This is a genomic window from Paraburkholderia steynii (assembly GCF_900100565.1).
Classification (GTDB): Bacteria; Pseudomonadota; Gammaproteobacteria; order Burkholderiales; family Burkholderiaceae; genus Paraburkholderia; species Paraburkholderia terrae.
In genome coordinates, this window is sequence record NZ_FNDI01000015.1 from 139,769 (window position 1) to 154,384 (window position 14,616).

Consider the following 14,616-nt stretch of genomic DNA (forward strand, 5'->3'; position numbering starts at 1 on the left):
TGCCAACGTGGGTTTGCAGGCGAGCCGACGGCAGCGGTGTGAGGCCGTGAAGCCCCTGCCCTGCAAGGCCATGACGACAACCGATCATTTCCGGAAGCAGGCAGTGCGGCCCGGATGCGCGCACAATCGGTTTGATGAAATGCTCGAAAAACCCATCATTTCGTGCGCCGCGTATCGATCAAATCCGTATCAGGGAACGCACCGATGGCGCCGCTGGCGCCATCCACGAACCATGCGGCAAAGCATTGCTCCACGTACGGAGATCGCCTATCGTGGCGCAATGAATATGACCAGACAGCAGGAGACACGAGCAATGCCACGCCGCGAGAAAGCGCCCGCGAGCGCGCAAGACGGCATGTCGATGGTCGCGCCCAAGGGCGCCCCCGTCGACAGCCTCCGCTATCCCGACATCGCGGATCTGATGTCACGGCTGCACTTCTCGCCCGGTGACGGCCGCATCTGGCTCGACGAGCAGCGCATGGTGCTCGTACACACGGGCGCGATGGGCTCGATGCGCCGTGAGCTGATCGAAAGCCTCGGGATCGATGCCGCACGCGGCCTGCTCACCCGCATGGGCTACAACTCCGGCGCGCGCGATGCCGAACTCGCGCGCCGCGTGCGTCCGGAGAACAGCATCACCGAAATGTTCGCGGTCGGTCCCCAGCTGCATATGCTCGAAGGGATGACGGTGGTGGAGCCAGTACGGCTCGAAATCGATGTCGAGCGCGGCAAGTACTACGGCGAATTCATCTGGAAGAACTGCGCGGAAGACGAGGAGCACGTGCGCATCTACGGCATCGGTGCCGAACCGGTGTGCTGGACGCAACTCGGCTATGCGGCGGGTTATACGAGCGTTTTCATGGGCCGCCCGATTCTCTACCGCGAGGTGGAATGCCGCGCGCTCGGCCAGGCGCATTGCCGCATCATCGGCAAGCCGGTTGAGGAATGGGGCGACGAAGCTGCCGACGATCTGCGCTTCATGCAAGCGCAGGCTTTCACGCAAGGCTTATCTGCGTCCGGCAAAGTCGATCACGGCAGCGAAGGCGCATTCGGCGATGTGAACATGGTCGGTGCGTCACCCGGCTTCAATGCCGTATGCCACATGATCAAGCGCGTCGCGAGTACGCGCGCGACTGTGCTGTTTCTTGGCGAAAGCGGCGTGGGCAAGGAAGTGTGCGCGCGAACGCTGCACCGGATCAGCACGCGCAGCGCTGGCCCCTTCGTTGCAGTGAATTGCGCTGCGATTCCCGAGGCGCTGGTCGAATCCGAGCTCTTCGGCGTGGAGAAAGGCGGCTATACCGACGCAACGCAAAGCCGACCCGGGCGCTTCGAGCGTGCGCATGGCGGCACGCTCTTTCTCGATGAGATCGGCATTCTCAGCATGACCGCGCAAGGCAAGCTCTTGCGCGCGCTGCAGGAAGGCGAGGTCGAGCGCGTCGGTGGCACGGAGACCAAACGTGTCGACGTGCGCGTCGTCGCCGCGACCAATCTCGATCTGCGCGATGAGATCCGCGCGGGCCGCTTTCGCGAGGACCTGTACTTCCGCCTGAACGTGTTTCCGATTCGCGTGCCGTCGCTGCGCGAACGACGCGAGGACTTGCCCGTGCTGCTCAATCACATGCTGCGCAAGTATCGCGAGCGGCATGAGCGCGACGTCACGGGCTTCACGCCACGAGCACTCGACGCGCTACTCAACTATGCCTGGCCGGGCAATATCCGCGAGATGGAGAACATCGTGGAACGCGGCGTGATTCTCGCCAACGACGGCGGCGCGATCGATATCGGCCATCTGTTCACGAGCGGCGAAAGCATCGAAACCGGGAGTTTTGGTATCGGCGGCGATGGTTCGCTCACGGCAGCGAGTGCGCTGCAGGCGCAGGCGGGCGATACGGGCGGCGAAGTCCAGCGGGTAACGCGCAAGGTGAACAGCCTGCTGCTCGGCATCGGCGGCGACGATGCGCAACCGACATCGCTCGACGACATCGAAACCGCGCTGCTCAAGAGCGCGGTGCAGCGCGCCGACGGCAATCTGTCGGCGGCGGCGCGCACGCTGGGTATTACGAGGCCGCAACTGGTTTACCGCTTGAAGAGCCGGGGATTGCGGATTCAGGTGTGACGACTGTTGCGTACTGGATCCAGCCCGACGACTACACCGAACAGTCCATGTTCGCCCTGTTACGCGGTTTCGGCGTCGACGAGGCTGAAGCACGCGAACTCGCATTTGCGCCAATCGCGGATTGCGGCCGTCCTCAGGGCGTGGTGTTCGAGAAAGTCGTTTGATCCGTTTGGTTTGATCCGTTTGTCGCGCCGACCTCGCATTTTGTATTGCAGTACAAATCAGGAGGGGGCCCAAAGCGGACAGGCTGGCGAGACATGCTACAAACTAGCCAGGGCATTGTCGATTTCCGATCATCAGATTCGTCGTCACTGAACCCCATTCAAAGGATCTCCCATGAAATACCTCGGCCTGGCCTACTTCTCCCCCGAAAAATTCGCCGCGATGGCGCCAGACGACGTCAAGGAATTGGTGAACCAGTGCCCGGCATTGGACGAGAAGATGCGCGCTACCGGCAAGGTTCTGATTTCCGCCTCTCTTGGCGATCTGGACAAGTGGAAGACCCTCCGCCCGCGCACTGGAGAAACGCGCATCACCGATGGGCCTTACACCGAGTCGAAGGAAGTCGTGGGCGGCCTGTTCATCATCGAGGCGGACAGCCCTGACGAGGCGTTACGCATCGCGTCCATGCACCCGGCTGCCACACTGGGCGAAGAAGGCGGATGGGCCGTGGAGCTTATCCCCTTGGACTTCTATCTGGCGCGATGAGGATCTGGACGCCTGTCTAAAGAAGGCGTCCGCTTTCCTTTCATCACAGACACCTTCACCGTGTCGGAACTCATCGCGGCAATGTCCTCTGTTGGCCGGCTCGCGCCGAATGTGTCGGCGCGAGCCCTGGCGGGACACTGACTGCTCGTCGCGCGCGGGCTCGGTTCATCCGGACATCACTTCAGGCCGGACGATCAAACGTGCCAGGACTTGTGGGCGTCGCCTGCCAGCTTTCGGTGCGCTCCCTCGTCGCCCGCGCCAGCGCATCTTTAACGCCTTGTACATCGAAATCGCCCGTATAGACAGGCGAGCCGGGCTGCTGCCTCCATGAGTCAGCGATCGTGCCTGCGTCTACTGGATCGAAGCCGATCTGATCAACGAGTCCGAACACGACTTCCTTCGCCGTCGGGTCGTCGCCTGCCACGGGCAGCGCGATGCGTCCCGACGTACCAGCCGGCTTGCCCATCCCTTCGAGGTGCGCGGCATAAATGTTGTTGAACGCCTTGACGACGGTGTGGCCGATCTGCTCCTCAACCCAGCGGCTTTCGGGCGCGCCCATCTCGATGCCGTCGATGCGACCATCACGTTGACGAGGGTAATAGTTACCTGTATCCACGACGACAGCTGACGACTTTGCGTTCTCGAACAAACCTTTCGGCAAATTCGTCACCCTGGCTTGCGGAATCGTCACGACGATCACGTCCGCGTCCGCGACGATATCCTGCACGTCGCTTGCCGTCGCGCCCGTTTCCTTCGCAACCTCCCTCAACGATGCCGCTCCGCGCGAGTTCGCGATCCGCACGGCATGCCCGTTTTCGACGAAACGACGTGCGAGCACCTTGCCGATGTTTCCCGCTCCGATGATGCTGATATTCATGACGACCTCTTGAAAATGAACGAGCCGCGCTCCGCGCTGGAACCTTCAGGCGATGGAATAGCCAGCGTCCGCAAGCAGCGCATGACCGGACACATACGACGAGTCGTCGGATGCGAGGAACGCGACGACCGTCGCCATTTCCTCGGCGGAACCGAAGCGGCCCGCTGGCGTGCTGGCGGCAAACGCATGCTGCGCCTCGACCGACGGCCAGATGCCACGATGATGGAACGGCGTCTCGATCAGCCCCGGACATAGGGCATTGACGCGCACGCCGCGCCTGAACCATTCGATCGACGCCGTCTTCGTGATTCCGATCACAGCATGCTTCGTGCCGATGTAGAGTGACGCGTTCTCGAAGCCGATCACCCCACCCATCGACGCATTGTTAATAATGCTTCCAAAACCCTGTTTCAGCATGACTTCCGCTTCATATTTCATGCTGTTGAAAACGCCACGCACGTTTGGTTCGAACACCATGTCAAAGCGTTCCTTGTTCTGTTCAACGAGCGGCGCAAATATACCTTCCGTACCTGCGTTGTTGAACGCGATGTCAAGCTTGCCGTAAGTATCGACCGCCAGCCTCACCATCGCGGCAATGTCGTCCTCTTTTGTCACATCGACGACGAGCGAGGTCGCGTCTCCGCCCGCCGCCGTGATCGCGGCCACGACTTCGTCCAGTTCGGTTCGACGCCGCGCCGTGACAATCACTTTCGCACCTCGTTGCGCGAGCAGGATCGCCGTTGCCCTGCCAATGCCAGAACTCGCGCCCGTAACGAGCGCGACCTTCCCTTCCAGTTGACGGAAATGGCTGCTATCTGTCGAGGTATCCGATGCGTTCATGATGATCTCCAGTTGAATCGCGGCTAACCGCATGCAATGCATTATGCGGAGCACCGATGTCGAAGAGAATGACCATACGGGGCATTCAGAATTCCCGTTCAAGGAATAATTGCAGCGTCTTTCTGCTGCGCTAAGATGCATCGACGGCATCGACGGCATCGACGGACATAAAACCGGCAGACCATGGACAACCAGATCGAACTCATCCGTATCTTCACGGCAGCGACGCAATCGGACAGTTTCCGCGAGACGGCGAGCCGCCTTGGCATGTCGCCTCAGGTCGTCACACGTGCAATCCAGCAACTCGAAGAACGGCTGGGCGAAACGCTCTTTCATCGCAGCACGCGCAGCGTGCGCATCACGACGTTCGGGAAGAGCTTTGCCGTGCGTGCGTACGCGCTCCTGCAGTCGGTCGACGAACTATTCGAGGTGAACAGCGATCAGGCGGGTTCAATCAGCGGCACGGTGCGCGTCACCGCCCCGGGCGGACTCGGCAGGCGCTATGTCGCTCCCGTGCTGATGCAACTGATGGAAGAGCAGCCTGGGATTGTGATCGACATGCGCCTGTCGGATACGCTGTCGTCCGTCGTCGACGAGCAGATCGATATCGGCGTGCGCGCTGGCTTCATCACGGATGGCCGCTTCATCGCGCGGCGCGTCGGCGCGCTGCCGATTCACACTGTTGCGGCACCGCGCCTGCTCGATACGATCGGCGCGCCGAAGAGCGTCGATGCATTGCTCGGCATGCCGCTGACCGCGCTAATCGAGCGCAGCACCGGCCGTGCATGGCCATGGACGTTTCGCCATAACCGTCAGCTCGTCCCGCCGCTGCCGGCACTCGTCACCGACGATCCCGAGATTGAAGTGCTCGGCTGTATCGCAGCGCGCGGCATCAGCCAGTGCCCAGAGTACCTCGTGCGCGAGCAACTGGCGGAGGGCCGGCTCGTACGGGTGCTACCGCGCAGCGATCCTGATCCATGGAATCTCTATGTCTACCGGCCGCAGCGCGGCCCCGTACCCAAGCGGGTGCGGCACGTGTTTGACGCGTTGGTCAGAGCACTTGCGGTAACGGCTTGCGCGACTTGACTGGCACCTGTCCTGCGACGCGCACCGACGCTACGCACGCGCGTGTCACATTTCCGAAAGATGCGCCGCGGCCTTCGCGTTTGAGCGCAGACACGCGCGCCACTGTGCCACGGTCGCTAGCAGATCACAGGAATCCACAGCTACAGCGAATGATGCAACGACGCCTAATAGCATAGGGCAGCCAACTTCTGCCTGACGCGGTTGGATCAGGTTGACCCTAAGCGGACACGTAGGTCGAGTGGCGCACCCGTGGAGCGCGCCGCTCGAATTGCCTGGTTCTGGTTCGGGCTGGCGTCCCGTCAGGATTTGATGAACTCGAGAAGGTCGGGGTTGAGGACGTCCGCATGGGTAGTCAGCATGCCGTGCGGGAAACCAGAGTATGTCTTCAGCACACCGTTCGCGAGCAGGTCGACCGCGCGGGGCACCGAACTGGCGAATGGGACGATCTGGTCGTCTTCGCCATGCATGACCAGTACCGGCACAGTGATCTTCTTCAGATCTTCGGTGTAGTCCTCCAGCCAGGAGAATACGGTCTCGTAGTGGGCCTGGGCGCTGCCAGCCATGCCCTGGCGCCACCAGTTCGCGATCACAGCCTCAGATGGCCTGGCGCCCGGGCGGTTGAATCCATAGAACGGACCCTCCGGGACTGCCCGGTAAAACTCCGACCGGTTGCCAAGCACGCCTGACTTAACCCCGTCGAAAAACTCCTGCGGCTGACCTCCAGGGTTCGCGTCGGTCTTCACCATGTTCGGCGTCAACGAGGCGACTAGTACTGCCTTGGCGACCCGCTCCTGGTGGCGAGCGACGTAGCGGGCGACCTCGCCGCCGCCGGTCGAGTGCCCGATGTGGATAGCGTCGCGGATGTCGAGGTGTTCGGTCAGTGCAGCGAGGTCGGCGACCCAGTGGTCCATGTCGTTGCCGGTGCCGACTTGCTCCGACCGACCGTGCCCGCGCCGGTCATGGGCGATCACCCGGTAGCCGTGGTGAAGGAAAAACATCATCTGGGCGTCCCAGTCGTCGGCCGACAGGGGCCAGCCATGGCTGAAGACGATCGGCTGACCGGACCCCCAGTCCTTGTAGAAGATCGTTACGCCGTCCGGAGTGGTGATCGTAGGCATCGCTGGTACCTCCTATAAGAGATTGATTGAAGTGTTGGTGCTCCGCGAGGCATCGAGAATGCTGCCAGCGGCTTCTTTCGAAGGCTTATTTCACAACGCGCATCTGAAAACATGCGAGCGGAGCGCACTCCGACAACGCTGCGACGGAATGCCGTGGCAGAACACGATGCCGCCATTCGCTCCCGTGCTAACGATTCGTACCCTCGCGCTCGATGTCATTGGCTCAGGCATCACTGGAAGGACGTGTCGCGTTGCCTTCCGCCAAAAAGGTGAAGGCTGGCAAGAATGTAACGAGAACCGGCCGTTCAAAAAGCATACTTTTCATCAAAACCGGATATCCAGACGCCGCGAGACTGTCAGCGCTTCGATGCGATGAAGAACTTCTCGTTCGCGAGCGCTTGAGGAATTGCCGTAGTTGATTCAGCTTGACGATGCCTGCCCGCGCATCGTCCGATATTCGCGGCGAACGATATCCATCAACTCGGCGACGGACGTGCTGGCCGTCTCGCGCTGATACGTCACACGGCCTCGTTGCATCAGCATCACGCGATCGGCAATGTCGAGCGTCTGTGCGTAGTTGTGCATGATCATGATGATCGACAGACCGCCCTTTTCCTTCAGGCGCAGGATCAGATCGATGATCAGCCCCGCCTCGCGGGCGCCCATCGCCGCGAGCGGTTCGTCGAGCAACAGAATCCGCGCGTTCGAGTTGACCGCGCGCGCCACCGCGATGGCCTGCCTTTGACCACCGGAAAGCTGCTCGACAGGCAGGTCGACGGATGGAACATGCACACCGATCTCTTCGAGACATTCCGCGGCGCGCTGACGCATCGCCCGATGATTCAGCAGACGGAACGGACCGGGACGAATGATCTCCCTGTTCAGGAACATGTTGTGATAGATGCTCAGCGAATTCGCGAGCGCCAGATCCTGATACACGCACTCGACACCTAGCGCGCGCGCGTGATCGACCGAACGCAGCAAGGTCTCTTCGCCGCCAAGAAACAGCTTGCCGCTCGTCTGCTGATGAAAGCCGGTGAGAATCTTGATGAGCGTCGACTTGCCCGCGCCGTTGTCGCCGAGGATGCCGAGAATTTCCCCTTGTTTGAGCGTCAGGGACACGCCATCGAGCGCGGTCACAGCGCCGAATCGCTTGACGATATCTTCCCCACGCAATGCCTCTTGCGGCAACGAGGACATCACAACTCTCCTTTGCGCGCCAGACGAACGACGTGGATGTTGAAGATCATCGCAGCGAGAATCGCCGCACCAAGAATCATGTTGAAGGTAAACGCGTTGATGCCGATCAGCGTGAAGCCATCGTTCAGAATGCCGAGGACGGCCGCGCCGATCAGACCGCCGATGATCGTGCCCGATCCTCCCGCGAGTGGCGTGCCGCCAATCACCGCCGCCGCCACCGCAAGGAACATGATCTGATTGCCGCCCGCTTGCGGATCGATGGACGAAATACGGAAGCCCTCCAGGATGCCGGTCAAACCCGCGAGCACCGAAGCGAGTATGAAATTGCGGAGCTTCAGACGCCTGACATGGATGCCCGCTTCGCTCGCGCCCAGCGGATTGGCCCCCGATGCGATCGTGTGCAAACCCCAGCGCGTGTGACGCAACAGCACGTGCATGATCGCGGCGATGGCGATTGTCCAGATGATTTCACTGTAGCCCCACGCCCCCACGAACTCGGCGAAAACGCCCTCCTCTGGCGGTGAAACAGGCGTGCCGCGTGAAATGGTCAGCGTGAATCCGTTCACGAAAAACAGCGTGCCCAACGTGGTGACAAACGAAGGGATCCGCAGATAGACCGATACTGCGCCGTTGAAAAGCCCAACCAGGCCCGCCGCGACGACTCCCGCCAGCAACGCCAGCCAGGCGGGCGCACCCGCCTCGTGGGCGAAATGCATGACGAAAGGCGCAAAGGCGAAGACCATGCCGGCGGAAAGATCGATCTCTCCGCCGATCATCAACATGATTTCGCCAAAGGCAATGATCGCTACGGGCGCAATGAACTGAGACAGGTTCTGGAGGCTCGCGTGCGTCAGCAGAAAATCGTGATTCGCAGTCTCGAAGTAGGCGCACAGGATGATCGCCACCGCGAGGATACGGATTTCGCTCGAGCGCACGAACGACCACGGCCGGAGCCGCGGTCGTTGTGCTTTCTTGATGTCCACCACAGGCGAGGTCACCCCTTGATCGCCCCCGTGCGTGGCACGATTTCAGGCTTCGTGCTCTTGCCTTCGTAACGCGTGGAGGTGTTCAGGTAAGGATCGACCGAGCCCTTGGTCACGAATTTCAGGCCGGTGTTCACATTGGCCGGTCCGACGAGCCCGCCCGACGCCAGGAACACGAACGCCTCGACCACCGTATAGAAGCCTTGCACGTAAGGCTGCTGGTCGATCGTGAAATCGAGGAAGCCATCGTGAATCAGCTGGACCGTGCGCGGCAGCAGGTCGAACCCGCCGCCATGCACGCCCTTGGCGGGCAGATTGGACTCTTTCATCACCTCGGCGACGCCTTGAGTGCTACCCGCGTCGACGGCAAACATGCCTTTGAGATCCTGGTGGCCCAGATAAAACGACTTGATCTTCGAGAGTTCTTCGTTGACGGTCGCGCCAGTGGCAATGGTTTGCACGTCGATTTTCTTGCCCGACTTCTTGATGGCAGCGACGGCCCCGTCGAGCCGGGGCTGAATGTTGAGTTGCCCCGGCGTTGCGATAAACAGCGCAACCAGACCGCTATCGACGAGACTGGCGATGCGCTCACCCATCTGATACCCGGACAGATAAAGATCCTGACCGATGTAACTCAAGCGTGGATTCGCGGACCCCTGTGGCGCATCGGCGTTATACGCGAACACCGGGATACCGGCGTCGAGCGCGGCCTGGATGGGTTTGTCGAAAGCCTTTGGATCGACGATGGGCACGGCGATCGCGTCGGCCTTACCGGCAATGGCGGCATTCACGGCATTGACCATCTCAGCGATGTCGGCATTGGCCGAGCCCGTCCACTGGTAGTCCATGCCGAGCAAAGCCGTGGAGTCCTGAATGCCGTATTGCGTCGGAACGAAAAAGGGATTGGTGGTCACATGATTGACGAAGACGATCTTCCAGCGCTTGTGGGCGGGAAACGGCCCCGCCTCAGCCGCTTGTGCCGGTGTGATCGCTCCGCCAAGCATTGCCATTGCCGCAGTCAGCGCGGCGCCTTGCAGCATGCCGCGACGCATGCCCTGAACTTCGTCTTTGGGGCCCTGCTTGCCTGTCATGTCATCCTCCAGACTTTGAGTTATTGGATAACTTGCTGTGCATGACGGCGCAGGCGTGAAGCCCCGGCCGGGCCGCACCACACTTCACGACCCCGTGTGCATGCGTGTGCGCCTGACGACCCTGCCAAAAATCCTATATCACGTACTTTTTCTCACTAATCAACGTATACCCTTAACTATAGTCGGACTATTTAGATGCTGTCGTGCCGTAGTGATGGATAGCCCACTACTGCGGGTCAGGGCAATTTTTTTCATTGATTACGACATAAGCATTCCTGACCATGCCGGATACTCACGCGGCGTCATCCGTACTGAGACAGAGCCGTTGCTGATTCCACCCGCGCAATGGGAAAGTGAATGTGACCACTGCCTGCCGTCGCTCGGATTGGCGGGAATCGCGGAGCCGGTCCGCCTGAGACGGCCGGCCTTGCGAACCCGGAGTGCCTCGCACAGCTATCAGCCGGTGACGCCCCTGTCAGGGATTTCTTGATGTTGTCGTCATCAGAAACGGCACCGGCTCGCTGCAGCTATCGCTTTGCTGCAGGCAATACGGGATCAATCGCACGTCGGGCGCTTTTCGAGGCGGCCGCGGCCATGTCGAGGTTGCTCCGCGTGACTTCGACCGCCTGCTGGCCAGCGCCCTGCAAGGTTTCATACAGCGTGTTGGCGGCCGCGATGGCGGAATTCAGCGCGGCCATGGCGGCCTCAGAGCCGGACGGCGCGTTTTTGGTCGCGTCCTCCACCACTGTCTGCATCTGGCGTCGGTAGGCTTCGCCCTGCGCCTGCCCAACCCGTGCGAATTCGGCTTGCGTCGCCGATGCGATGTCGAACACCTGGCGGCTGTAACTTTGTACCTTTTCTGCGATCGTCGCGGCGGCGCCATTTTGCAGCGCAAGCCAGTCTTGCGGCTCCTTCACCGACAACGACTTCTGCGCCAGATCGAACGTGTCCGAGACCGTTGCCCGGATCGCCTGAATGTTCAGCGCAGCCAGTTTCTCGACGCCCTCGACTGCCTTGCTGCTCAGGCCGAAAAACAGATCGAGATTGGCCTGTCGGGTTGTAGCAATCTGGTCCTGGTTAAGCATGTTGAACTCCCATGTGGGCGATTCCCGTGGACGTGCCGCACCATTCTGGCGGGTCACGTGGGACATCGGGATCGCGTGAGTAGACCGCACATGCACAGAGGTGGCGCGCGCATGTGCGGTGCTTTTACAGCGTGCTTGCGGAATCGACCGTCACCGTAGACACGTCGCTATACGCGTGACGCGTTCGGGTTGCGACAATGCAATCCTCAACACGTCCGTGACGGTTGCCGCTCAGTGTTTTCCGGTGATGGCGCGAAGGACTGAATCGCCATCGCGGGTGAGGCGGGGACGCTGGGCGCCAGACGCAAGCTCTTCGAGCGCGATCAACTGACGTTCCAGCAGGGTGTCAAGTTCTTCCCGGTTCAGGTCAATCTGCTCGGGCGCGGACTTCACGAGCATGAGGGTGGCGAATTCGTGAGGGCTCAGCATGAATTTGTCTCCGGCCTTATCTGGATTAAACGTTGCCAGGCGCATCGTTTCTGCTGACGCCGCCCGACCGTTTGGTATTCGATAGTTTTGTTCCAGTCTTCTTATGTCCGACCCTGCGAATTCGGCAGCCTCCAGAGCCGGACCCAAATGTTAAATCGGAAACGGGGCGCGTACCGGATGAAAATAACGCATGGAAATTGCATCTTTGATAGGGTGGTATTTGATCGAACCCGCTACACAAATCCACACCCACAACCCAGATTCGTAGGGCGTCGCATTGTCTTAAATGCCACAACAATGAATTGGTCGACCAAGCGTTTACCCTAAACTTCCCCGCGTCTAGAATCTTTTCAACGGTTACGGAACAACAGGTCCGCGAGAACCGAAAACAAGATACTGGAGGTCAATCATGAAGTCGCTCATCAAGGCTGTCGCACTCGCCGCAATCATCTTCGTTCCCGTTGCATCTTTCGCCCAATCGAATGGCGAAGTGACACGTGCACAGGTTCGCGCAGAGCTGGTTCAGCTGGAGAAGGCGGGATACAACCCGGCTACATCTAACCCAGATGACTATCCGCAGAACATCCAGGCGGCGGAAGCGAAGGTCGCTGCCCAGAATGGTGACGCGAGCGGCTATGGTTCGGTCGCCAAAGGTTCGCATCAGGCAGGCCATCGTGTAGCAGCAGATCCTACGTCGCCACGTTCGATCTACTTCGGCAACTGAACCGGGCAACACTTGCACTGACGCTTGCCCCTCCGCTGCCGGATCACGGCATGCAAAAACGGCATACTAGCCGCCCGGGAGGCCACCGGGGTTGAGTAAAACTGTCGTATGCCGACGCTTCACGCCGCAACCGCCCGGGAAATCCTGATGAAGCAAATCAGAATTTCCTGAGGACAGATTCCGTTGCCCCCCGATTTGATGCGCATGACGCTTTGCGTAGCATCGATTCATCGGACATCGGGGGAAGAGATATGGCGGTGGGCAACACATCACTTCGCTTTCAGGTGGAAAAACTGATCGGCACGACGCGTGGGCATACAGCGCGAGTACGGCTGCTGGAGCGCTCGCGCGTCGGCAATGTGCGTCGCGTGTGCATTCAGATCGAGCGATACGACGGTTCGTTCTCACTGTTCTTCTTTCGTCACGCCGACCACACGTGGCACGTATTCCCGCCGGACGGACGCCGTCTTGAAATGGGTACAGGCCTCTGGGCGGCCTGATTGATCACACGCATGTGCAGTCGTGATTCGAACAGGTCGCGACAATCCCTGTTCGAATTGCGCGCACCTGGCACGAGCTGGCCTACAGGGGCGGGCTATGTCTATCCGCCGCTCACGTTCTACCGAGCGTTGCGGATCGCGATTTTGATTCGACCGGGACTATTTGCGAGCCGACGCGGTCATCCTTCGCACATAGGTTGAGTGTCCGATGCTCCCGTTGTCGTCGTGATGATGCGTCGTCAAATGACCGAGGCCTCAAACACGCGCCGATAATTGCCACCGAGAATCTGCCCTGTTTCTGCCTGTGAAAAACCAGCGGCAAGCAGTGCCGCGCCCAGCGCGGGTAACTGCTCATAGCTACGGAACACAGGGGGAGAGATGAAGCCGAGCATATCCGTGCCCAGTCCCACGTGTTCGACGCCCACCACATCCGCCATGCGTCTGAAGCCGTGCGCCATCCCATCCAGATCGCGGAATGACCCTGAACTCGGCCAGACGCCTATAACGCCACCCGTCTCCGCGACGGCGCGCGCATGGTCGGCCGTGATCAAACGGCTGCGCGGGCCCGGATGTCCTGCCAGCGCCGTGTGAGAGAGCACCAGTGGTTTTGTCGTGACAGACGCCGCCCGTTTCACGAGATCGTAGGTGCCGTGCGCAATATCCACCACGATCCCGAGCGTATTGCAGCGGCGCACGACGTCCGCGCCAAAATCGGTCAAGCCGCCATGAACGGGCGCCTCTGTCTGTATGTCGCCGAGTTCATTGACCCGATAATGCGTCAACTGAAGATGCCGAAGCTGATGGAGCGAAAACGCTTCGTCGACACGGTCTAGCTGCCCCTCCAGAAAATCGGCGCCCTCTGCCGCAATGATCGCGCGTGGTTTCTGCGTATCGGTCGACATGAGCATGCCCGCGCTCGTCACGATATCAAGCTGCTCGCGCTGGACCAACTCCTTCACGCGTACAAACTCCGTCTGACCAAGCTGGTAAAGCTCTCCAGGTTGCGGCGTGCGCCACGCCTCGAAGCGCTTTCGGTCGGCGGACACGCGCGTGACAACCGTATCCGTGACGATCGCAAGGCAGATCACGTTCATGCCGCCTGCGCGCATCGGGGCACTGACGGGCGTCAGCGGCCGATGTGCGCCGATAGCCGGATCACGCGAGACGATGACATGGCCAGCATGGCTGTGCATGTCGATTGTCAATACGCCCGCGATTGCCTGCCACTTCGTCTGTTCGATGTCGCCCGGTTCAGCGTCCGTGTGCGCATCCGTGTATCCCGCAAAGCGACCCGGCATGCATGCCGCAAGTCCCAATGCCGTCCCCGACGCAAGAAACGCTCGCCTGCTCATTCCGGATTGCGACGCCGACTCGCCGGTTGCGCCAAAGACGCGCTCAGCCGATTCGAGTCGGTAGCGCCAGCCTGCCGGATCGTCAACCAGCCGTACCAGACGGCCACGGAGACAAACGGGGCCCGCGTTGAGCACAACCGGCTCATGCGCCATGACTTCAATGCAACTGAAAGGATCGCGTGGCACGCACCCGCCACAACAAGGTTCCTGGAAGGCAAGCAGAAAGTAGTCGACATTGGTTGCGGTCGGATCGAGTGGGATCATCCATCCGGTGATCTCCACCACGGATGCGCGTAGCGCGATCGAAGCCTCAGTCCGGATTGCCGCCCATATCGATGCTGATGAGGAGGAGTCTTCGTTGCTTCTCATTGTCGTTCTGGTCCGGTTGAACGGTTAGCGTTGCTGACGTCTTGCGTGCCGTGTTTTCGCACGCCATGCAATTAAACGCCCCGACGACAGACATTCCGTCGCCAAGCGAACGACTTCTTTGGGGTCGCCTGACATCTT

Annotated in this window: 15 protein-coding genes; 6 read left to right on the forward strand and 9 right to left on the reverse strand. The window is 60.5% G+C overall.

The window, feature by feature from the left end; translation table 11 throughout:
* The first annotated feature begins 313 nt into the window (after positions 1-313).
* The 3 genes from BLT65_RS25730 (at position 314) to BLT65_RS25740 (ending at position 2,824) form a co-directional block, all read left to right on the forward strand.
* On the forward strand, positions 314-2,116 hold the full coding sequence (locus BLT65_RS25730; protein WP_341865835.1) for a sigma-54-dependent Fis family transcriptional regulator: 1,803 nt from the start codon (positions 314-316) through the stop codon (positions 2,114-2,116).
* Positions 2,113-2,280 carry a hypothetical protein gene (locus BLT65_RS25735; RefSeq protein ID WP_244186595.1) on the forward strand — a complete coding sequence of 56 codons (168 nt, stop codon included), beginning with the start codon at positions 2,113-2,115 and terminating at the stop codon, positions 2,278-2,280. The genes BLT65_RS25730 and BLT65_RS25735 overlap by 4 nt, the downstream gene beginning before the upstream one ends.
* Positions 2,281-2,452: 172 nt before the next feature.
* Entirely contained in the window at positions 2,453-2,824 is a 372-nt protein-coding gene (locus BLT65_RS25740) for a YciI family protein (protein WP_091782484.1), read from the forward strand.
* Positions 2,825-3,005: 181 nt separating this feature from the next.
* Here the strand turns inward: BLT65_RS25740 and BLT65_RS25745 are convergent, their stop codons facing one another.
* Both BLT65_RS25745 and BLT65_RS25750 read right to left on the reverse strand, forming a co-directional pair.
* Positions 3,006-3,701: an NADPH-dependent F420 reductase gene (locus BLT65_RS25745; RefSeq protein WP_091782488.1), complete on the reverse strand. Its 696-nt coding sequence runs from the start codon at positions 3,699-3,701 to the stop codon at positions 3,006-3,008.
* A gap of 45 nt (positions 3,702-3,746) precedes the next feature.
* Positions 3,747-4,541 carry an SDR family NAD(P)-dependent oxidoreductase gene (locus tag BLT65_RS25750; RefSeq protein ID WP_091782491.1) on the reverse strand — a complete coding sequence of 265 codons (795 nt, stop codon included), beginning with the start codon at positions 4,539-4,541 and terminating at the stop codon, positions 3,747-3,749.
* A 183-nt stretch (positions 4,542-4,724) separates the two neighbouring features.
* Between BLT65_RS25750 and BLT65_RS25755 the strand changes: the two genes are divergently transcribed.
* A complete protein-coding gene (locus BLT65_RS25755) occupies positions 4,725-5,627 on the forward strand; it encodes a LysR family transcriptional regulator (RefSeq protein WP_091782494.1) in 903 nt (300 codons plus the stop codon).
* 299 nt (positions 5,628-5,926) lie between these two features.
* Here BLT65_RS25755 and BLT65_RS25760 read toward each other — a convergent pair whose 3' ends face one another.
* The 6 genes from BLT65_RS25760 to BLT65_RS25785 all read right to left on the reverse strand — a co-directional run bounded on the left by BLT65_RS25760 (position 5,927) and on the right by BLT65_RS25785 (position 11,533).
* Positions 5,927-6,745: an alpha/beta fold hydrolase gene (locus BLT65_RS25760; RefSeq protein WP_091782497.1), complete on the reverse strand. Its 819-nt coding sequence runs from the start codon at positions 6,743-6,745 to the stop codon at positions 5,927-5,929.
* A 420-nt stretch (positions 6,746-7,165) separates the two neighbouring features.
* Entirely contained in the window at positions 7,166-7,945 is a 780-nt protein-coding gene (locus BLT65_RS25765; protein ID WP_042313661.1) for an ATP-binding cassette domain-containing protein, read from the reverse strand.
* Positions 7,945-8,928, reverse strand: coding sequence for an ABC transporter permease (locus tag BLT65_RS25770; protein WP_425273150.1), 984 nt, complete (start codon positions 8,926-8,928; stop codon positions 7,945-7,947). Before BLT65_RS25770 ends, BLT65_RS25765 begins: the two co-directional genes overlap by 1 nt.
* 11 nt (positions 8,929-8,939) lie before the next feature.
* The gene (locus tag BLT65_RS25775; protein WP_091782502.1) at positions 8,940-10,019 is read right to left on the reverse strand and encodes a sugar ABC transporter substrate-binding protein; all 1,080 of its coding nucleotides are present in this window, start codon (positions 10,017-10,019) and stop codon (positions 8,940-8,942) included.
* Positions 10,020-10,546: 527 nt separating this feature from the next.
* A complete protein-coding gene (locus tag BLT65_RS25780; RefSeq protein ID WP_091782505.1) occupies positions 10,547-11,104 on the reverse strand; it encodes a phasin family protein in 558 nt (185 codons plus the stop codon).
* Between the two features lie 231 nt (positions 11,105-11,335).
* Positions 11,336-11,533, reverse strand: a complete 198-nt coding sequence (locus BLT65_RS25785; RefSeq protein WP_007577192.1) for a hypothetical protein — start codon at positions 11,531-11,533, stop codon at positions 11,336-11,338.
* A 409-nt stretch (positions 11,534-11,942) separates the two neighbouring features.
* Between BLT65_RS25785 and BLT65_RS25790 the strand changes: the two genes are divergently transcribed.
* Complete coding sequence (locus BLT65_RS25790; protein WP_091782508.1) at positions 11,943-12,257, forward strand: DUF4148 domain-containing protein; 315 nt, start codon at positions 11,943-11,945, stop codon at positions 12,255-12,257.
* A gap of 251 nt (positions 12,258-12,508) precedes the next feature.
* Complete coding sequence (locus BLT65_RS25795; protein ID WP_042313672.1) at positions 12,509-12,757, forward strand: hypothetical protein; 249 nt, start codon at positions 12,509-12,511, stop codon at positions 12,755-12,757.
* Between the two features lie 239 nt (positions 12,758-12,996).
* Here BLT65_RS25795 and BLT65_RS47990 read toward each other — a convergent pair whose 3' ends face one another.
* The gene (locus BLT65_RS47990; RefSeq protein WP_244186596.1) at positions 12,997-14,478 is read right to left on the reverse strand and encodes a dipeptidase; all 1,482 of its coding nucleotides are present in this window, start codon (positions 14,476-14,478) and stop codon (positions 12,997-12,999) included.
* Between the last annotated feature and the right edge of the window lie 138 nt (positions 14,479-14,616).

Coding starts and splice junctions, on each gene's coding strand:
- BLT65_RS25790 (WP_091782508.1), top strand. CDS start 11,943: ATGAAGTCGCTCATCAAGGCTGTCGCACTCGCCGCAATCATCTTCGTT.
- BLT65_RS25795 (WP_042313672.1), top strand. CDS start 12,509: ATGGCGGTGGGCAACACATCACTTCGCTTTCAGGTGGAAAAACTGATC.
- BLT65_RS25785 (WP_007577192.1), bottom strand. CDS start 11,533: ATGCTGAGCCCTCACGAATTCGCCACCCTCATGCTCGTGAAGTCCGCG.
- BLT65_RS25745 (WP_091782488.1), bottom strand. CDS start 3,701: ATGAATATCAGCATCATCGGAGCGGGAAACATCGGCAAGGTGCTCGCA.
- BLT65_RS25730 (WP_341865835.1), top strand. CDS start 314: ATGCCACGCCGCGAGAAAGCGCCCGCGAGCGCGCAAGACGGCATGTCG.
- BLT65_RS25780 (WP_091782505.1), bottom strand. CDS start 11,104: ATGCTTAACCAGGACCAGATTGCTACAACCCGACAGGCCAATCTCGAT.
- BLT65_RS47990 (WP_244186596.1), bottom strand. CDS start 14,478: ATGAGAAGCAACGAAGACTCCTCCTCATCAGCATCGATATGGGCGGCA.
- BLT65_RS25740 (WP_091782484.1), top strand. CDS start 2,453: ATGAAATACCTCGGCCTGGCCTACTTCTCCCCCGAAAAATTCGCCGCG.
- BLT65_RS25760 (WP_091782497.1), bottom strand. CDS start 6,745: ATGCCTACGATCACCACTCCGGACGGCGTAACGATCTTCTACAAGGAC.
- BLT65_RS25750 (WP_091782491.1), bottom strand. CDS start 4,541: ATGAACGCATCGGATACCTCGACAGATAGCAGCCATTTCCGTCAACTG.
- BLT65_RS25755 (WP_091782494.1), top strand. CDS start 4,725: ATGGACAACCAGATCGAACTCATCCGTATCTTCACGGCAGCGACGCAA.
- BLT65_RS25775 (WP_091782502.1), bottom strand. CDS start 10,019: ATGACAGGCAAGCAGGGCCCCAAAGACGAAGTTCAGGGCATGCGTCGC.
- BLT65_RS25765 (WP_042313661.1), bottom strand. CDS start 7,945: ATGTCCTCGTTGCCGCAAGAGGCATTGCGTGGGGAAGATATCGTCAAG.